This is a genomic window from Streptomyces sp. NPDC007929 (assembly GCF_042959065.1).
GTDB lineage: Bacteria > Actinomycetota > Actinomycetes > Streptomycetales > Streptomycetaceae > Streptomyces.
Genome location: NZ_JBIBKD010000003.1, coordinates 549,748 through 565,367 on the forward strand (window position 1 = coordinate 549,748; position 15,620 = coordinate 565,367).

General features: G+C 72.0%; 15 protein-coding genes. 8 read left to right on the plus strand and 7 right to left on the minus strand.

The features are described 5' to 3' along the window. Window positions 1-25: 25 nt before the first annotated feature. Window positions 26-1,801 (minus strand): biotin carboxylase N-terminal domain-containing protein, encoded by a 1,776-nt coding sequence (locus tag ACFZDE_RS12175; RefSeq protein ID WP_391199619.1) that lies wholly within the window; start codon window positions 1,799-1,801, stop codon window positions 26-28. A 337-nt stretch (window positions 1,802-2,138) separates the two neighbouring features. Here ACFZDE_RS12175 and ACFZDE_RS12180 point away from each other — a divergent pair, with 337 nt between their 5' ends. After that, the gene (locus ACFZDE_RS12180; protein ID WP_391199621.1) at window positions 2,139-2,621 is read left to right on the plus strand and encodes a hypothetical protein; all 483 of its coding nucleotides are present in this window, start codon (window positions 2,139-2,141) and stop codon (window positions 2,619-2,621) included. On the opposite strand, the gene ACFZDE_RS12185 is transcribed toward ACFZDE_RS12180, so the two are convergent. The 4 genes from ACFZDE_RS12185 to ACFZDE_RS12200 form a co-directional block, all read right to left on the minus strand. After that, window positions 2,590-3,210: a Maf family nucleotide pyrophosphatase gene (locus ACFZDE_RS12185; protein WP_391199623.1), complete on the minus strand. Its 621-nt coding sequence runs from the start codon at window positions 3,208-3,210 to the stop codon at window positions 2,590-2,592. The two genes, ACFZDE_RS12180 and ACFZDE_RS12185, sit on opposite strands and share 32 nt — an antisense overlap. A gap of 33 nt (window positions 3,211-3,243) precedes the next feature. Continuing rightward, complete coding sequence (gene mmpB, locus ACFZDE_RS12190; RefSeq protein WP_390993533.1) at window positions 3,244-3,372, minus strand: morphogenic membrane protein MmpB; 129 nt, start codon at window positions 3,370-3,372, stop codon at window positions 3,244-3,246. A 102-nt stretch (window positions 3,373-3,474) separates the two neighbouring features. After that, the gene (locus ACFZDE_RS12195; protein ID WP_385650716.1) at window positions 3,475-3,684 is read right to left on the minus strand and encodes an acyl-CoA carboxylase epsilon subunit; all 210 of its coding nucleotides are present in this window, start codon (window positions 3,682-3,684) and stop codon (window positions 3,475-3,477) included. 25 nt (window positions 3,685-3,709) lie between these two features. Beyond that, window positions 3,710-5,314, minus strand: a complete 1,605-nt coding sequence (locus ACFZDE_RS12200) for a carboxyl transferase domain-containing protein (RefSeq protein WP_390993536.1) — start codon at window positions 5,312-5,314, stop codon at window positions 3,710-3,712. Between the two features lie 110 nt (window positions 5,315-5,424). On the opposite strand from ACFZDE_RS12200, the gene ACFZDE_RS12205 reads away from it, so the two are divergent. Together ACFZDE_RS12205 and ACFZDE_RS12210 are read left to right on the plus strand one after the other, a co-directional pair. After that, on the plus strand, window positions 5,425-6,291 hold the full coding sequence (locus tag ACFZDE_RS12205) for a biotin--[acetyl-CoA-carboxylase] ligase (protein ID WP_390993538.1): 867 nt from the start codon (window positions 5,425-5,427) through the stop codon (window positions 6,289-6,291). A gap of 462 nt (window positions 6,292-6,753) precedes the next feature. Next, the gene (locus ACFZDE_RS12210) at window positions 6,754-7,860 is read left to right on the plus strand and encodes an adenylate/guanylate cyclase domain-containing protein (protein WP_142160202.1); all 1,107 of its coding nucleotides are present in this window, start codon (window positions 6,754-6,756) and stop codon (window positions 7,858-7,860) included. A gap of 27 nt (window positions 7,861-7,887) precedes the next feature. Here the strand turns inward: ACFZDE_RS12210 and ACFZDE_RS12215 are convergent, their stop codons facing one another. Beyond that, window positions 7,888-8,571: a hypothetical protein gene (locus ACFZDE_RS12215; protein ID WP_391199625.1), complete on the minus strand. Its 684-nt coding sequence runs from the start codon at window positions 8,569-8,571 to the stop codon at window positions 7,888-7,890. Window positions 8,572-8,805: 234 nt separating this feature from the next. Here ACFZDE_RS12215 and ACFZDE_RS12220 point away from each other — a divergent pair, with 234 nt between their 5' ends. The 3 genes from ACFZDE_RS12220 (at window position 8,806) to hutH (ending at window position 12,856) form a co-directional block, all read left to right on the plus strand. Then, on the plus strand, window positions 8,806-9,606 hold the full coding sequence (locus ACFZDE_RS12220) for an enoyl-CoA hydratase-related protein (protein WP_390993543.1): 801 nt from the start codon (window positions 8,806-8,808) through the stop codon (window positions 9,604-9,606). Between the two features lie 397 nt (window positions 9,607-10,003). Further along, complete coding sequence (locus tag ACFZDE_RS12225; protein ID WP_391199627.1) at window positions 10,004-11,173, plus strand: diguanylate cyclase domain-containing protein; 1,170 nt, start codon at window positions 10,004-10,006, stop codon at window positions 11,171-11,173. A 144-nt stretch (window positions 11,174-11,317) separates the two neighbouring features. Further along, entirely contained in the window at window positions 11,318-12,856 is a 1,539-nt protein-coding gene (hutH, locus tag ACFZDE_RS12230) for a histidine ammonia-lyase (RefSeq protein ID WP_391199917.1), read from the plus strand. A 92-nt stretch (window positions 12,857-12,948) separates the two neighbouring features. On the opposite strand, the gene ACFZDE_RS12235 is transcribed toward hutH, so the two are convergent. After that, window positions 12,949-13,263 (minus strand): hypothetical protein, encoded by a 315-nt coding sequence (locus ACFZDE_RS12235; protein ID WP_391199628.1) that lies wholly within the window; start codon window positions 13,261-13,263, stop codon window positions 12,949-12,951. A 148-nt stretch (window positions 13,264-13,411) separates the two neighbouring features. On the opposite strand from ACFZDE_RS12235, the gene ACFZDE_RS12240 reads away from it, so the two are divergent. Both ACFZDE_RS12240 and ACFZDE_RS12245 read left to right on the plus strand, forming a co-directional pair. Then, the gene (locus ACFZDE_RS12240) at window positions 13,412-13,702 is read left to right on the plus strand and encodes a hypothetical protein (protein WP_391199630.1); all 291 of its coding nucleotides are present in this window, start codon (window positions 13,412-13,414) and stop codon (window positions 13,700-13,702) included. Between the two features lie 322 nt (window positions 13,703-14,024). Next, complete coding sequence (locus ACFZDE_RS12245; protein ID WP_390993551.1) at window positions 14,025-15,275, plus strand: Ig-like domain-containing protein; 1,251 nt, start codon at window positions 14,025-14,027, stop codon at window positions 15,273-15,275. The last annotated feature ends 345 nt before the right edge of the window (window positions 15,276-15,620 follow it).

Below are 15,620 nucleotides of genomic sequence, written 5' to 3' on the forward strand. Positions count from 1 at the left end.
GCGCCGTCGGGGTCGTTGACTGGGGTCAGTCCTTGATCTCGCAGATGGCCGCGCCCGACGTCACCGACGCGCCGATCTCCGCGCTCAGACCCTTGATCGTGCCCGACCGGTGGGCGTTGAGAGGCTGCTCCATCTTCATGGCCTCCAGGACGACGATCAGGTCGCCCTCCTTGACCTCCTGGCCCTCCTCGACGGCCACCTTGACGATGGTGCCCTGCATCGGCGAGGCCAGGGTGTCGCCGGAGGCGACGGGGCCCGACTTCTTCGCCGCGCGGCGCTTCGGCTTGGCGCCCGCCGCGAGGCCCGTACGGGCCAGGGACATCCCCAGGGAGGACGGCAGGGAGACCTCGAGCCGCTTGCCGCCGACCTCGACGACCACCGTCTCGCGCCCCGGCTCCTCGTCCGCGTCCGCGGCGTCCGCCGGCGCGGCGAACGGCTTGATCTCGTTGACGAACTCCGTCTCGATCCAGCGGGTGTGGACCGTGAACGGGTCGGAGGAATCCGTCAGCTCGGGCGCGAACGCCGGGTCCTTCACCACCGCGCGGTGGAACGGGATCGCCGTAGCCATGCCCTCGACCTGGAACTCCTCCAGCGCACGGGCGGCCCGCTGAAGGGCCTCCTTGCGCGTGCGGCCGGTGACGATCAGCTTCGCCAGCAGCGAGTCCCACGCCGGGCCGATGACCGAGCCGGACTCCACGCCCGCGTCCAGACGGACACCCGGGCCGGACGGCGGGGCGAACGTCGTGACCGTGCCGGGAGCCGGGAGGAAGTTGCGGCCCGGGTCCTCGCCGTTGATGCGGAACTCGAAGGAGTGACCGCGCAGCTCCGGGTCGCCGTAGCCGAGCTCCTCACCGTCGGCGATGCGGAACATCTCACGCACGAGGTCGATGCCGGCGACCTCCTCGGTGACCGGGTGCTCCACCTGGAGACGGGTGTTGACCTCCAGGAAGGAGATCGTGCCGTCGAGGCCCACGAGGAACTCGACCGTGCCGGCGCCGACGTAACCGGCTTCCTTCAGGATCGCCTTGGAGGCGGAGTACAGCTCATCCACCTGCGCGTCGGACAGGAAGGGAGCCGGAGCCTCCTCCACCAGCTTCTGGTGGCGGCGCTGGAGCGAGCAGTCACGGGTCGAGACGACGACCACGTTGCCGTGCTGGTCGGCCAGGCACTGCGTCTCCACGTGCCGCGGCTTGTCCAGGTAGCGCTCGACGAAGCACTCGCCCCGGCCGAACGCGGCGACGGCCTCACGGACCGCCGAGTCGTACAGCTCCGGCACCTCTTCGAGCGTGCGGGCGACCTTCAGACCACGACCGCCACCACCGAACGCGGCCTTGATCGCGATCGGCAGCCCGTGCTGCTCGGCGAAGGCGACGACCTCGTCGGCGCCGGACACCGGGTCGGGCGTGCCGGCCACCAGCGGGGCACCCGCGCGCTGCGCGATGTGCCGGGCGGCGACCTTGTCACCGAGGTCGCGGATCGCCTGCGGCGGCGGGCCGATCCAGATCAGACCCGCGTCCAGGACCGCCTGCGCGAACTCGGCGTTCTCGGAGAGGAAGCCGTAACCCGGGTGGATGGCGTCCGCGCCCGACTCGCGGGCGGCGCCCAGCACCTTCTCGATGTCGAGGTAGCTGGTGCCCGGCGTGTCACCGCCCAGGGCGAACGCCTCATCCGCGGCGCGGACATGCAGAGCGTCCCGGTCCGGGTCGGCGTAGACGGCCACGCTCGCGATACCGGCATCCCGGCAGGCCCGGGCCACGCGGACAGCGATTTCGCCACGGTTGGCGATGAGCACCTTGCGCACGATTGAGGCTCCCTCCTTGAAACAAGCCGAGTTTAGGGACAGCCGACACGACACTTCGACCCGTCCCCAGTGGTGAGCTTGCCCACACGGAGCGTGATGCGAGGCTCGCTCGAGCGGCGAAATCCCTTGTCGCACCGCGGTACGCAGTACTCCTGCGGGAAACCCTAGCCGTCTCCTGTGGTCAAGGTCTCTGTCATCACGTGCTGCGGGCCACTCGGTTTCTTTGTCGAGTCCCTACGAATGGCCCAATGATTCTTTGCCCGCTGCCGGACCCTTGTCCCGGGGTTTACCGGTTAGTAGCGTTCGCGGTGTCTCAGAGGGGAAGAGGGTGGGCCCGGTGATACGCAGGCCGGTGGCGTGGGTCGTGGCGGTGGTGCTGTTCGCGGAGGCGTTCGGTCTCGCGGCGCTCAACTGGTTCCTGGGGGTCGTCGTCGACCGGCAGGACATGTCGCTGGCCGGTCTCGACCCGCACATGATGTCGGTGTCGTCGAAGGTCGGCGGGATCGTCTTCGGCCTCTACTTCGCCCTGTGCGGCCTGGTCGCCCTGCTGGTGGCGCTGCGGGACCGGCCCCCGGCGGGCCTCGGACGGGTGCTGCTGATCAGCGCGGCCGTCGTGCACGGCATGCTGGGCGCGTTCACCTGGGGCCTCGTCGGCTGGACCGCGTTCCTGTTCATGGTGCTGGTCCTGGCGCTGATCGTGCTGCTGCTGATGACGTACGACCGTCCGGCCGGGCCCGCCGACGCCGCCGCCGGGCCCGAGGGCGGCCGGGGCGGCGACGGGACCCCCGTCAGCTCTCCGCCGGCGCCCACAACTCCGTGATGCCGACGCCCAGTTCGGCCAGCAGCCGGCGCAGCAGCGGCAGGCTGATGCCGATCACATTGCCGTGGTCGCCGTCGATGCCGTCGATGAACGGGGCCGAGCGGCCGTCCAGCGTGAACGCCCCGGCGACGTAGAGGGGTTCGCCGGAGGCGACGTAGGCGGCGATCTCCTCGTCGGTGGGCTCGCCGAAGTGCACGACCGTGGACGCGGTGGCGGAGGCATAGCGGCCGGTGAGCGTGTCGTAGACGCAGTGGCCGGTCTGCAGGGTGCCGGCGCGGCCGCGCATCGACTTCCAGCGGGCGGTGGCCTCCTCGGCGTCCGCGGGCTTGCCGAGGGCCTGGCCGTCCAGGTCCAGCACCGAGTCGCAGCCGATCACGAGCGCGCCCTTGACGTCCGGCCGGGCCGCCACGACGGAGGCCTTCGCCTCGGCCAGGGCGAGGGCCAGCTCGGCGGGGGTGGGGGCGGTGACGGCGTCCTCGTCGACGCCGCTCACGATCACCTCGGGGGTGAGGCCGGCCTGGCGGAGCAGCCCGAGCCGGGCGGGGGACTGGGAGGCGAGGACGAGTCGCCTGCGGCGCTGAGCGGTCATGCGGTCAGGTTAGTCACCCGGCCGGTGCCGGTCTCACCTGACGCCGATCACGATCATCACGAGCACCATGGCCAGGGCCAGGAAAACGCTCAGCCGCCGCAGCATGTCCTGCATGTCACGCAGTTCCTCGGGCGGTTCGTTCTCGGGGTCGGACCACAGCATGAGTCCAGCGTGCGGCTCGGGAGGGCGGGGCGCCTGAGTAGAGGTACTCAAATCGGCGCCCCGCGTCGTCCCGCCGCGCGCGGTTCCCCGCGCCCCCGGGCTCTAGCCCGGCCAGTACGTCCGGCCCCACGCCGACGGCCCCGGCTGGGGCAGGCGGTGGGCCGCGATGCGGGACGGGTCGGACCAGGAGTCGCGGGACGCGGGCGCGCCGGGCGGGACGGCTGCCGCCGCCGCGGCGCGCGCCCTGACCACCGCCAAGGCGGCGGCCAGCTCCTCCGGGGTCGGGTTGCCCCGTACGACCTTGATCGTCATGTGGGCCTCCTGGGCTCGCTGCGGGCTAGAGGGGGATGTTGCCGTGCTTCTTGGGAGGCAGGGATTCCCGCTTCGTACGCAGTTGACGCAGACCCCGTACGACGTGCCGGCGGGTCTCGGAGGGCCGGATCACGGCGTCGACGTAGCCGCGCTCGGCCGCCACGTAGGGGTTGAGGAGGGCGTCCTCGTACTCCTGGATCAGCCGCGCCCGGACCGCCTCCAGTTCCTCGCCGTTCGCCTCGGCCTCCGCGAGGGTGCGGCGGTGCAGGATGTTGACCGCGCCCTGGGCGCCCATGACGGCGATCTGGGCGGTGGGCCAGGCGAGATTGAGGTCGGCACCCAGGTGCTTGGAGCCCATGACGTCGTAGGCGCCGCCGAAGGCCTTGCGGGTGATGATCGTGATGAGCGGGACGGTCGCCTCGGCGTAGGCGTAGATCAGCTTGGCGCCGCGGCGGATGATGCCGTCGTGCTCCTGGTCGACGCCGGGCAGGAAGCCGGGCACGTCGACGAAGGTGATGACGGGCACGTTGAACGCGTCGCAGGTCCGCACGAAGCGGGCGGCCTTCTCACTGGCCTTGATGTCCAGGCACCCGGCGAACTGCATCGGCTGGTTGGCGACGATGCCGACCGGGTGGCCCTCGACCCGCCCGAAGCCGGTGACGATGTTCGGCGCGTACAGCGGCTGCGTCTCGAAGAACTCGGCGTCGTCCAGGACGTGCTCGATCACCGCGTGCATGTCGTACGGCTGGTTCGCGCTGTCCGGGACGATCACGTCCAGCTCGCGGTCCTCGTCACCGACCTCAAGGTCGGCCTCCTCGGGGAAGGCCGGCGCCTCGGAGAGGTTGTTGGACGGCAGGTACGACAGCAGCTGCTTGATGTACTCGATGGCGTCCTTCTCGTCGCCCGCCATGTGGTGGGCGACGCCGGAGGTCGCGTTGTGGGTGCGGGCGCCGCCCAGCTCCTCGAAGCCGACGTCCTCGCCGGTGACGGTCTTGATGACGTCGGGGCCGGTGATGAACATGTGCGAGGTCTGGTCGACCATGACCGTGAAGTCGGTGATCGCCGGGGAGTAGACCGCGCCGCCCGCGCACGGTCCGACGACCAGGCTGATCTGCGGGATGACACCCGAGGCGTGGGTGTTGCGGCGGAAGATCTCACCGTAGGCGCCGAGGGAGGCCACGCCCTCCTGGATGCGGGCGCCACCGGAGTCGTTGATCCCGATGACCGGGCAGCCGGTCTTCAGGGCGAAGTCCATGACCTTGACGATCTTCTGGCCGTAGACCTCGCCGAGGGCCCCGCCGAAGACGGTGAAGTCCTGCGAGAACACGGCGACCGGGCGGCCGTCGACGGTGCCGTACCCGGTCACGACGCCGTCGCCGTACGGGCGGTTCTTGTCGAGGCCGAAGTTGGTGGAGCGGTGCCGGGCGAACTCGTCGAGCTCGACGAACGAGCCCTCGTCGAGCAGCAGCTCGATCCGCTCACGGGCCGTCAGTTTTCCCTTGGCGTGCTGCTTCTCGACGGCGCGAGCGGAGCCGGCGTGGGTCGCTTCCTCGATGCGTCGCTCAAGATCCGCGAGCTTGCCCGCGGTCGTGTGAATGTCGGGCTGCTGCTGCTCTTCCGGCTCGGACATCGGGATGCGGCTCCCTGCCTGCTCAAAAGGGGGGACGGTTACTCATCCGTAGAGTAGTGGGGTGCCTCCACATCGGCAGTGCGGCGTTTGCCACACCTAGGGTGGCTTGCATGACGCCGCGAGATGCATCAGAGCCGAACGGGAGCCGGTGGTCGGATCTGGACCGCCCGCCCCTCAACATCACCGCCCTGCGCCGGGGTCTGGTACGGCCGGGAGGGCTGTGGTCCGAGGTGGACGTGGTGCAGCGCACCGGATCCACGAACTCCGATCTGGTGGCCCGGGCGGCGAAGGGCGAGGCGCGTGAGGGCGCGGTGCTGGTCGCCGAGGAGCAGACGGCGGGCCGCGGCCGGCTCGACCGCCAGTGGACGGCGCCGCCACGCTCCGGCCTCTTCTTCTCCGTCCTGCTCACGCCTGGCGAGGTGCCGGTGGCGCGGTGGGGCTGGCTGCCGCTGCTCACGGGGGTCGCGGTGGCGACGGGCCTGTCGCGGGCGGCGGGCGTGGACACGGCCCTGAAGTGGCCGAACGACCTACTGGTCACGGTGGGGGGCGCGGAGCGCAAGGCCGGCGGGATCCTGGCCGAGCGGGCCGGTGACGACGGGGTCGTGATCGGGGTCGGCGTCAACGTCTCCCTGAAGGCCGACGAGCTGCCCGTGCCGACGGCCGGGTCGCTGGGGCTGGCCGGGGCGGTGAGCACGGACCGCGATCCGCTGCTGAGGGGGATGCTGCGCTCGCTGGAGGAGTGGTACGGGAAGTGGCGCGAGGCCGAGGGGGACGCGGGGGCCTGCGGGTTGCAGGAGGCGTACGTGGCGGGGTGCGCGACGCTCGGCCGTGAGGTGCGGGCGGAGCTGCCGGGGGATCGGGCCGTGGTGGGGGAAGCGGTGGCGGTGGACGGAGACGGGCGGCTGGTGCTGGCGACGGAGGAGGGGGTGCAGGAGCCGGTCGGGGCGGGGGACATCGTGCACCTGAGGCCGGCGTGAGCGGGTTCGAGTCCCGGCGTCGTCAGGTGCTGCGGCGTCGGTGCTGGCCGGGCTGGTCCGCAGCCCGGCGTCTCGAGGTGCTGCGGGTGGGCGCTGAGCGCGGGGCGTTTCGCAGCCCGGCGGAGCGGAGTGCCTCTCCCAAGCCCTCGGCTTCGCTCGGGCAGCGCGACCCCCACCGCCCACCCGTGCCGCCCCTGGCGGCACACCTGCCCGCAGCTGGGCGGCTGCGCCTGCCCGCAGCGGCGGCTTCCAGCCCGTCCGGCGCTTGAGGACGAGGCCGTTCGGGCCGAAGCCGGGGGCCTGGGGGCGGCAGCCCCGGAGGGCCCGGCACCAACGCCGAGCACCAGGCGAACCCCGAGCACCCACCCCTCGGCTGAACCTGACGGAGTGAGCTGGCGCACACCTGCCGTAGAGTTGAGGCCGGTCGATACATGACCGTGACAGATCGGAAGGGCAACACGCGTGACCGTCGACGACTCGGGTTCCGGCGAGGACGCGCAGGGCGCCGACTCCGGCGAGGATCCGCTCGCCCTGCGCCTCGAAGGGCTCATCCTGGGCGCCGAGCGCCGCTACACCCCGTTTCAGGCGGCTCGCAGCGCCGGTGTCTCCATGGAACTGGCCTCCCGCTTCTGGCGGGCCATGGGCTTCGCCGACATCGGCCAGGCCAAGGCCCTCACCGAGGCCGACGTCCTCGCCCTGCGGCGCCTCGCCGGTCTGGTCGAGGCGGGGCTGCTGAGCGAGGCGATGGCCGTGCAGGTCGCCCGGTCCACGGGCCAGACCACCGCCCGGCTCGCCGAGTGGCAGATCGACTCCTTCCTGGAGGGGCTGACCGAGCCGCCGGAGCCCGGCATGACCCGCACCGAGGTGACGTACCCCATCGTCGAGCTGCTCCTGCCCGAGCTGGAGGAGTTCCTGGTCTACGTCTGGCGTCGGCAGCTCGCCGCCTCGGCCGGGCGGGTCGTGCAGGCGGCCGACGACGAGGAGATGGTCGACCGGCGCCTGGCCGTCGGCTTCGCCGACCTGGTCGGGTTCACGCGGCTGACCCGCCGTATGGAGGAGGAGGAGCTCGGTGAGCTCGTCGAGGCCTTCGAGACGACGGCCGCCGACCTGGTGGCCGCGAACGGCGGGCGGCTGATCAAGACCCTCGGCGACGAGGTCCTCTACGCCGCCGACGACGCGGGCACGGCCGCCGAGATCGCCCTGCGGCTGATCGAGACCATGGCGCACGACGAGACGATGCCGGAGCTGCGCGTCGGCATGGCGTTCGGCACGGTGACCACCCGTATGGGTGATGTGTTCGGTACGACCGTGAACCTGGCGTCCCGGCTCACCTCGATAGCTCCGAAGGACGCCGTCCTCGTCGACACGGCCTTCGCCGAGGAACTGATCCGGACGCAGGACGCCCCGGCCTCGGAGGCGGAGGCGGCCGAGGAGGCCGCGGCGGCCGAGAAGGAGGGCGAGGAGCCCCCGGTGTACCGCTTCGGGCTGCAGCCGATGTGGCAGCGGCCGGTGCGTGGCCTGGGCGTGGTGGAGCCGTGGCTGCTCACGCGCCGGGACGGGGCGCCGTAACCGCTCGCGGGTCGTAGCCGCGGGCTGTCAGCGGTTGCCGACCGGGGTGTCCACGCACAGGCCGATGACCGGTACGCACAGGCCCGGGTCGTGGGGCTGCTTCGGCTCCTCGGGCTGGGGCGCCGGTGCCGGTGCCGGTGGGGTGCGGCGGGGCGGTGCGGTCGTCGGGGCCGGGGCGGGCCGCTGGGCGTCGCCGCCCCCCGAGGCGGTCGGCGGTGGCGCCGGGGCGTGGGTGTTCGGTGTGTCGGGGATGGTCGTGGCGGCCGGGGGGCTCGCCGTCGTGCCGCCGCTGGGGGCGGACGGCGCCGGCCGTGCGCCCTTGACGACCGGCGACGAGGGCAGGGCTCCGAGGGCGGTGGGTGACGAGGGGCTCGCGTCGGGGACCGCCGGGAAGGTCGCGGCGGTCTGGGTGGTGTCGTCCGTGGCCGTGGTGACCGGATCCGGGCGGGGCCCGGCCTCGGCGGTGCCGGTGCCGGCGCCCGGGCCGGAGGTCAGACGCAGCAGGCTCAGGGCGCCCGCGGCGAGGGCGAGGCCACCGGCGGCGAGCAGGACCTTGCGGGGGCGGGGCTTGCGGTGGCGGCCCCGGGCGCGGGGCGGGAAGGGAACGGCCTCGGCGGGGGCCGGGCCGTGGGGCGCGGGCGGGTCACGCCGGAGGGGTGCCGTGGTGGTCCTGGTGTGCTCTCGCGGCTTCGCCGTCGTGTTCGTCGTCATCACGGTCCCTCCCCGGAACGATCCCTCCCCGATGCACTCGCGCCCCCTGTGCGCCGTGGGGGACGCACGCTATGCGCTCCCATGGGCGGTTGGGTCGGAGTTGGGGTGATGTCACTCGAACGGGTGGGCGGGGGGTGGCGAGGGGAACCGGGCCCGTCGGGCCTTTCGCGGGTGGGGTGCGGCTGCGATGATCTGAGCGTCGACCTTGTTAACCCGCGTTAACCGGAGGGTGTCATGAGTGAGGAACGGTTCGGGGAGTTCGTGCTGGTGCGGCGGCATGAGCAGGGGCATGTCGCGGAGCTCGTCCTCGACCGGCCCAAGGCCATGAACGCCGTGTCGACGGAGATGGCCCGGTCCATCGCCGGGGCCTGTACGGCGCTGGGGGAGGACCGGGACGTCCGGGTGGTCGTACTGACCTCGACGCATGAGCGGGCCTTCTGCGTCGGGGCGGATCTGAAGGAGCGCAACTCCTTCAGCGACGCGGATCTGCTGCGCCAGCGGCCGGTGACGCGGGGGGCGTACACCGGGGTGCTGGAGCTGCCGGTGCCGACGGTGGCCGCGGTGCACGGGTTCGCGCTCGGAGGCGGGTTCGAGCTGGCGCTGGCCTGCGACGTGATCGTGGCGGACCGCACGGCGGTGGTGGGACTGCCGGAGGTGTCGGTCGGGGTGATTCCCGGGGGCGGGGGTACGCAGTTGCTGCCGCGGCGGGTCGGGGCGGCCCGGGCGGCCGAGCTGATCTTCTCCGCGCGGCGGGTGGAGGCCGTGGAGGCGGGCGAGTTGGGGCTGGTCGACCAGCTGGTGGAGGAGGGGCGGGACCGCGAGGAGGCCCTGACCCTGGCGGGCCGGATCGCCCGGAACTCCCCGGTCGGCCTCCGTGCGGCGAAGCGGGCGCTGCGGCTCGGGCAGGGGCTGGACCTGCGGGCTGGGCTGGAGGTCGAGGACGCGGCGTGGCGAACCACGGCGTTCTCGGGAGACCGCGCGGAGGGCGTCGCAGCCTTCAACGAACGCCGCGAGCCGCAGTGGCCGGGGGAGTAGCGACCGGATCGGGTCCGGTGGCGCTGGAGTGTGCCCCGGTGGTGCCGGGGAGTCCGGCGGCACCGGTGCGGACCCTCGTAGCACCGGAGGGGGATCCCGGTGTCGCCGGGCCGGGCCCGGGGGCCACCGGAGCGGACCCCGGTGGCCGGACCGAACCCCGGCGCACCCTGACCGAAGCCCGGCGCACCGGACCAGGCCCCAGTGACACGGGGCCGAACCCCGGCGCACCCGGACCGAACCCCGGCGCACCCGGACCGAAGCCCAGCGCACCGGACCAGGCCCCAGTGGCACCGGACCGAACGCCAGGCGCGTCGGAGCCCGGTCCCGGTGGCAACCCGTCGTCCCCGTTCGCGTCGTAAACAGGTCAGTCTGGCTGGAAACTCCCTAGCCTGGAGTGATGGGTGAGGACAGACGGCTGGTGGCCGTCGTCGCGTTGGCTCAGGGGATGGCGGCCGCGCACGGGTCGCGTGAGGCGTGGCGTGCCGCGGCCGCAGGGGCGTGCCGGGCGCTGGGTGGGAGTTTCGCCGCGCTGTCGGTCTGGGAGCGGGAGCTCGGGCGGCTGAGGGTCCTCGTGAACGTGGGCGAGCTGGCCGAGGGGGAGGAGGAGTTCCCCGAGGACGAGGCCTACCCGGTGCACCAGTTCGCGGAGATCACCGAGTTCCTGCACGAGCAGTGGGCCGGCGGCGGGGAGCCCGACGCGTGGGTGGAGACCGCCGAGGGGCCCGCCGCCGGCCGGGAGCCCGGGTACTGCCATCAGCGGGTCGCCGCCCTGCGCCGCCGGGGCCGCGGCTGCTGCGTCGTCGCGCCGATCGTGCTGCACGGGCGGGCCTGGGGCGAGCTGTATGTGGCCCGCCCGGCCGGTGAGGCCGTCTTCGGGCGGGCCGACGCCGACTTCGCCACGGTCCTGGCCTCCGTCGTGGCCGCCGGCATCGCCCAGACCGAGCGGCTGGAGGAGGCCCGGCGGCTCGCCTTCACCGACTCCCTCACCGGTCTGGCCAACCGCCGCGCCGTGGACGTACGCCTGGAGCGGGCCATCGAGCGGCACCGCCGGGACGGTGCCGTGGTGAGTCTCGTCGTCTGCGATCTGAACGGGCTGAAGCGGGTCAACGACACCCATGGGCACGCCGCCGGGGACCGGCTGCTGGAGCGGTTCGGCTCGGTGCTGTCGCTGTGCGGGGCCATGCTGCCGGGGGCGCTGGCCGCGCGGCTGGGCGGGGACGAGTTCTGTCTGCTCGCGGTCGGGCCGCCCGCCGACCAGGTCGTGAAGGCGGCGGGCGAACTGTGCCGCAGGGCCGCCGAGTTGGAGCTCGGGGACGGAGTGGCCTGCGGGGTCGCCTCCACCGAGGACCCGATCGGGCCGGTGCGCTCGGCCCGGCGGCTGTTCCGGCTCGCCGACGCCGCGCAGTACCGGGCCAAGGCCGAGCGGGCGGACCGGCCGGTGGTGGCGGGGCGGGCCGGGCCCGACGACCCCGTCGTACGGCTCGCGGACGAGCCGTCCCGGGAGGAGGGCGGGGAGCGCCGGCGGTTCCGCGGCCGGCACGTGCCCGACCCCGGGTCCGGGGCGTGACCGGTGATCGGTGACCGTGGCCGGTGATCGATGACCGGTGATCGGTGACCGTGGCCGGCCGGGTGTGACGCATTCGGTAAGGGGTGAACGGCTCCCCCAGTGGTGACATCATCGAATTCACTGCGTACGCTCCTGAATATGGATATGCACACTGTGGTGGTGGGGACGTCCGGGGTGACCGCGTCCGACGTGCTCGCCGTGGCGCGCGGCGGCGCCCGTGTCGAGCTCTCCGAGGAGGCCGTGGCCGCCCTCGCCGCGGCCCGCGAGATCGTGGACGCGCTGGCGGCCAAGCCGGACCCCGTGTACGGCGTGAGCACCGGCTTCGGTGCCCTGGCGACCCGGCACATCAGCCCGGAGCTGCGCGCGCAGCTCCAGCGCAACATCGTCCGCTCGCACGCCGCCGGGATGGGCCCGGCCGTGGAGCGGGAAGTCGTCCGCGCGCTGATGTTCCTGCGGCTGAAGACCGTCTGCTCCGGGCACACCGGCGTCCGCCCCGAGGTCGCGCAGACCATGGCCGACCTCCTCAACGCCGGGATCACCCCGGTCGTGCACGAGTACGGCTCCCTCGGCTGCTCCGGCGACCTCGCGCCGCTGTCCCACTGCGCGCTGGCGCTCATGGGCGAGGGCGACGCCGAGGGCCCCGACGGCGTCGTGCGCCCGGCCGCCGAACTCCTCGCCGCGCACGGCATCCAGCCGGTCGAACTGCGCGAGAAGGAGGGCCTGGCCCTCCTCAACGGCACCGACGGCATGCTCGGCATGCTGGTGATGGCTCTGGCCGACCTGGAGAGGCTCTACCGGTCCGCCGACGTCACCGCCGCCCTGTCCCTGGAGGGCCTGCTCGGCACCGACAGGGTCCTCGCCCCCGAACTGCACGCCATCCGGCCCCACCCGGGGCAGGCCGCCAGCGCCGCGAACATGCTGGCCGTGCTGAAGGGGTCGGGTCTGACCGGGCATCACCAGGACGACGCCCCGCGCGTCCAGGACGCCTACTCGGTGCGCTGCGCCCCGCAGGTCGCCGGCGCCGGGCGGGACACCATGACCCACGCCCGGCTGGTCGCCGACCGCGAGCTGGCCTCGGCCGTGGACAACCCCGTCGTACTGCCTGACGGGCGCGTGGAGTCCAACGGCAACTTCCACGGGGCGCCCGTCGCCTACGTCCTGGACTTCCTCGCCATCGCCGCCGCCGACCTCGGCTCCATCGCCGAGCGGCGCACCGACCGGCTGCTCGACAAGAACCGCAGCCACGGCCTGCCGCCGTTCCTCGCCGACGACGCCGGTGTGGACTCGGGCCTGATGATCGCTCAGTACACGCAGGCCGCGCTGGTCAGCGAGCTGAAGCGGCTGGCCGTACCGGCCTCGGCCGACTCGATCCCGTCCTCCGCGATGCAGGAGGACCACGTCTCGATGGGCTGGTCGGCGGCGCGCAAGCTGCGCACGGCCGTCGACAACCTCACCCGGGTGATCGCCATCGAGCTCTACGCCGCCACGCGCGCGGTGGAGTTGCGCGAGGGCCTGACCCCGGCGCCCGCCTCGCAGGCGGTCATCGACGCCGTGCGGGAGGCGGGGGTCCAGGGCCCAGGGCCGGACCGGTTCCTCGCGCCCGACCTCGCCGCGGCGAACGCGTTCGTGCGCGACGGGCGGCTGCTCGCCGCGGTCGAGAAGGTCACCGGGCCGCTTCAGTAGGCCGGTGGCAGGGGCCCTGTCGTCCGGCGGGGCCCCGCGTCAACGGCTGTCAGTGACAGAGGCGTTCGCCTGTCTGAAGAGACGTTCGCGGGTCAGAGACCGAGGCGTTCGCGGCGCACCGAGTACACGACGAACCCGGCGCCGAGCGTGAGGCAGAAGGTGCCGCCGATCACGTACGGCGTGCTGTCGAAGCTGCCGGTGTCGGCGAGGCGGGTGCCGGGGACGGAGGTGTCCGCGGTCGTCGCCGCGATCCGTGCCTGCTCTGTGACCTGCGGCGACGGGCTCGTCGACACCGCGTCTCTCACCGGGGAGTCGGACGACGCGTTCGCGGACGGAACGAACCACAGGGCGCCCAGCAGGGAGGCCGCGGCGGTGGCTGTCAGCAACGGTCGGCGAGCGGATGACACGGAATATCGATCCCCTTGTGACGTCGGCGAATTGGCCGTGTGGGGCGATGTTAGTGAAAGTCGCGGGTCACGGGAAAGTCACGGGAGGGCCTGGCCGTACGCTCCCGCCATGAGCACTCCAGAGACATCACGGTTTGTACGGCTTCGGGTGGAACTCGTTCTCGAGGTCGACGACGCGGACGCGGTCACCAAGTCCGCGCTGCGCCGGATCGCCGACGAGGCGGAGATGCCGGCGGCGGAACGGGCCCACGCCGAGGGCGCTGTGACGGAAGACACCGCCGAGGCCCTCGCGTACCTCGTGGACCCGTTCGACCTGGTCAGCCAGGTGCCGGGGGTCGAACTCCAGCAGGCCTCCTGGAGCAGTGAACGGATTGACTACGACCCCGATTCGCCGGACTGGGACCTCGACGAGGATGATGGCGAGGACAGCGACGGCTGAACTGTCCGGGATTCGTGACCCCGGGCGGCAACCGCCGCCCGGGGTTTTCACGTCTCAAGCGACGCACCGACCGCACCCGTAACGCCCGGCCCGTCCGTCACGGACGTGGTGATCCCCACACCTGCGCGATCTGGGGAACCGGACGAACCGGTCGTAGCGTTGAAAGTTCCGGACGAGGACTCTCGAGTCCTGGCGAGGACTCCTGGGTCCGGCGCGGACTCACGGGTCCCGGCAAGGACTCACGGGTCCCCACGGGGGCACTCAGGTTTTGACGGGGACACTCGGGGTTTTGGGGAAATCGGCAACGATGGAGAAGCGTGTGATGACGGTCAGTAAGCGGCGCAAGGGCCTGACGGTCGCGTCCGCACTGCTCGGCGGAGTGCTGGTGCTCTCGGCGTGTTCCGGAGGCGACGACAGCGCCTCCGGGGGCGACGGAGGCGACAGTTCCCAGTCGAAGGTCGACGAGGCGGCGGCGAAGAAGACCTCCGAGGCCCAGATCAAGATCACGCCCGAGGACGGCTCGGACAACGCCTCCATCAACAACTCCGCCGCCGTCACCGTGAGCAAGGGCACGCTCACGGACGTGAAGATGACGACGTCGGAGGGCGCGGAGGTCAGCGGCCAGATATCCGCGGACAAGACCAGCTGGAAGCCGACCGCCCAGCTGGAGCGGTCCACCACCTACAAGCTGTCGGCCGAGGCGAAGGACTCCGACGGCCGCGTCGCCCACGAGAACGCCTCGTTCACCACGGTCTCCCCGGCCAACAGCTTCATCGGCAACTTCACGCCGGACGACGGCACCACCGTCGGCGTCGGCATGCCGGTCTCGATCAACTTCGACAAGGCGATCACCAACAAGGCCGCGGTCCAGAAGGGCATCAAGGTCAGCACGACCAGCGGCCAGGAAGTCGCCTGCCACTGGTTCAACGCCAACCGCATGGACTGCCGGCCCGAGGACTACTGGCAGGAAGGCTCCACCGTCACGCTGAAGCTCGCGCTCGACGGCGTCGAGGGAGCCAAGGGCGTCTTCGGTGTCCAGCAGAAGACGGTCACGTTCAAGATCGGCCGCAACCAGATCTCGTACGTCGACGCCAAGACCAAGCAGATGAAGGTCACGCAGGACGGCAAGACCGTCCGCACGATCCCGATCTCCGCGGGCTCGCCCCAGAACAAGACCTACGAAGGCATCATGGTGATGTCCGAGAAGTTCAAGGAGACGCGCATGAACGGCGCGACCGTGGGCTTCACCGACGACGACGGCAAGGGCGAGTACGACATCAAGGACGTGCCGCACGCCATCCGCCTCTCCAGCTCGGGCACGTTCATCCACGGCAACTACTGGGGCGCGAAGTCCATCTTCGGCAACGTGAACACCAGCCACGGCTGTGTCGGCCTCCAGGACGCCAAGGGCGCCAACGACCCGAACACCCCGGGCGCGTGGTTCTTCAAGAACGCGATGCTCGGCGACGTGGTCGTCGTCCAGAACACCGGCGACAAGACCATCGCCCCGGACAACGGCCTCAACGGCTGGAACATGAACTGGGCCGACTGGAAGGCCGGTTCCGCGCTCTGACGACCCGCGGGTCTGCACCACAGCGCTGACGCTGACTGAAGGCCGCCATCCACCCCTCGTCGGGAGTGGATGGCGGCCTTTCGCCGTGCGTGGCGAAATCATGCGGCCCGGTAAGGCAGCGAGGGGAACACACATGCCCAACCCCGCGGCTTCGTAACGGAGTTCCGGCGGCCGTGTAACAGTCCGCCGGACGGAATTCTTACCGTCCTCTCATCTATTGAGCACCTGATCACCCCTCGGCATACTGCCTATTCCGGGGGGCGTACGGGCATGCGTGCGAGACCACCCCCGGCCGGGTGAACGGGGAATTCACCCGGTTCTTCTGCAAGGGGGAAACTTGCGCAG

Excerpts from the sequence above, each read along its gene's own strand:
- ACFZDE_RS12185 (WP_391199623.1), bottom strand. The coding sequence starts at position 3,210 with ATGACCGCTCAGCGCCGCAGGCGACTCGTCCTCGCCTCCCAGTCCCCC.
- mmpB (WP_390993533.1), bottom strand. The coding sequence starts at position 3,372 with ATGCTGTGGTCCGACCCCGAGAACGAACCGCCCGAGGAACTGCGTGAC.
- ACFZDE_RS12245 (WP_390993551.1), top strand. The coding sequence starts at position 14,025 with ATGACGGTCAGTAAGCGGCGCAAGGGCCTGACGGTCGCGTCCGCACTG.
- hutH (WP_391199917.1), top strand. The coding sequence starts at position 11,318 with ATGCACACTGTGGTGGTGGGGACGTCCGGGGTGACCGCGTCCGACGTG.
- ACFZDE_RS12225 (WP_391199627.1), top strand. The coding sequence starts at position 10,004 with ATGGGTGAGGACAGACGGCTGGTGGCCGTCGTCGCGTTGGCTCAGGGG.
- ACFZDE_RS12200 (WP_390993536.1), bottom strand. The coding sequence starts at position 5,314 with ATGTCCGAGCCGGAAGAGCAGCAGCAGCCCGACATTCACACGACCGCG.
- ACFZDE_RS12195 (WP_385650716.1), bottom strand. The coding sequence starts at position 3,684 with ATGACGATCAAGGTCGTACGGGGCAACCCGACCCCGGAGGAGCTGGCC.
- ACFZDE_RS12205 (WP_390993538.1), top strand. The coding sequence starts at position 5,425 with ATGACGCCGCGAGATGCATCAGAGCCGAACGGGAGCCGGTGGTCGGAT.
- ACFZDE_RS12220 (WP_390993543.1), top strand. The coding sequence starts at position 8,806 with ATGAGTGAGGAACGGTTCGGGGAGTTCGTGCTGGTGCGGCGGCATGAG.
- ACFZDE_RS12215 (WP_391199625.1), bottom strand. The coding sequence starts at position 8,571 with ATGACGACGAACACGACGGCGAAGCCGCGAGAGCACACCAGGACCACC.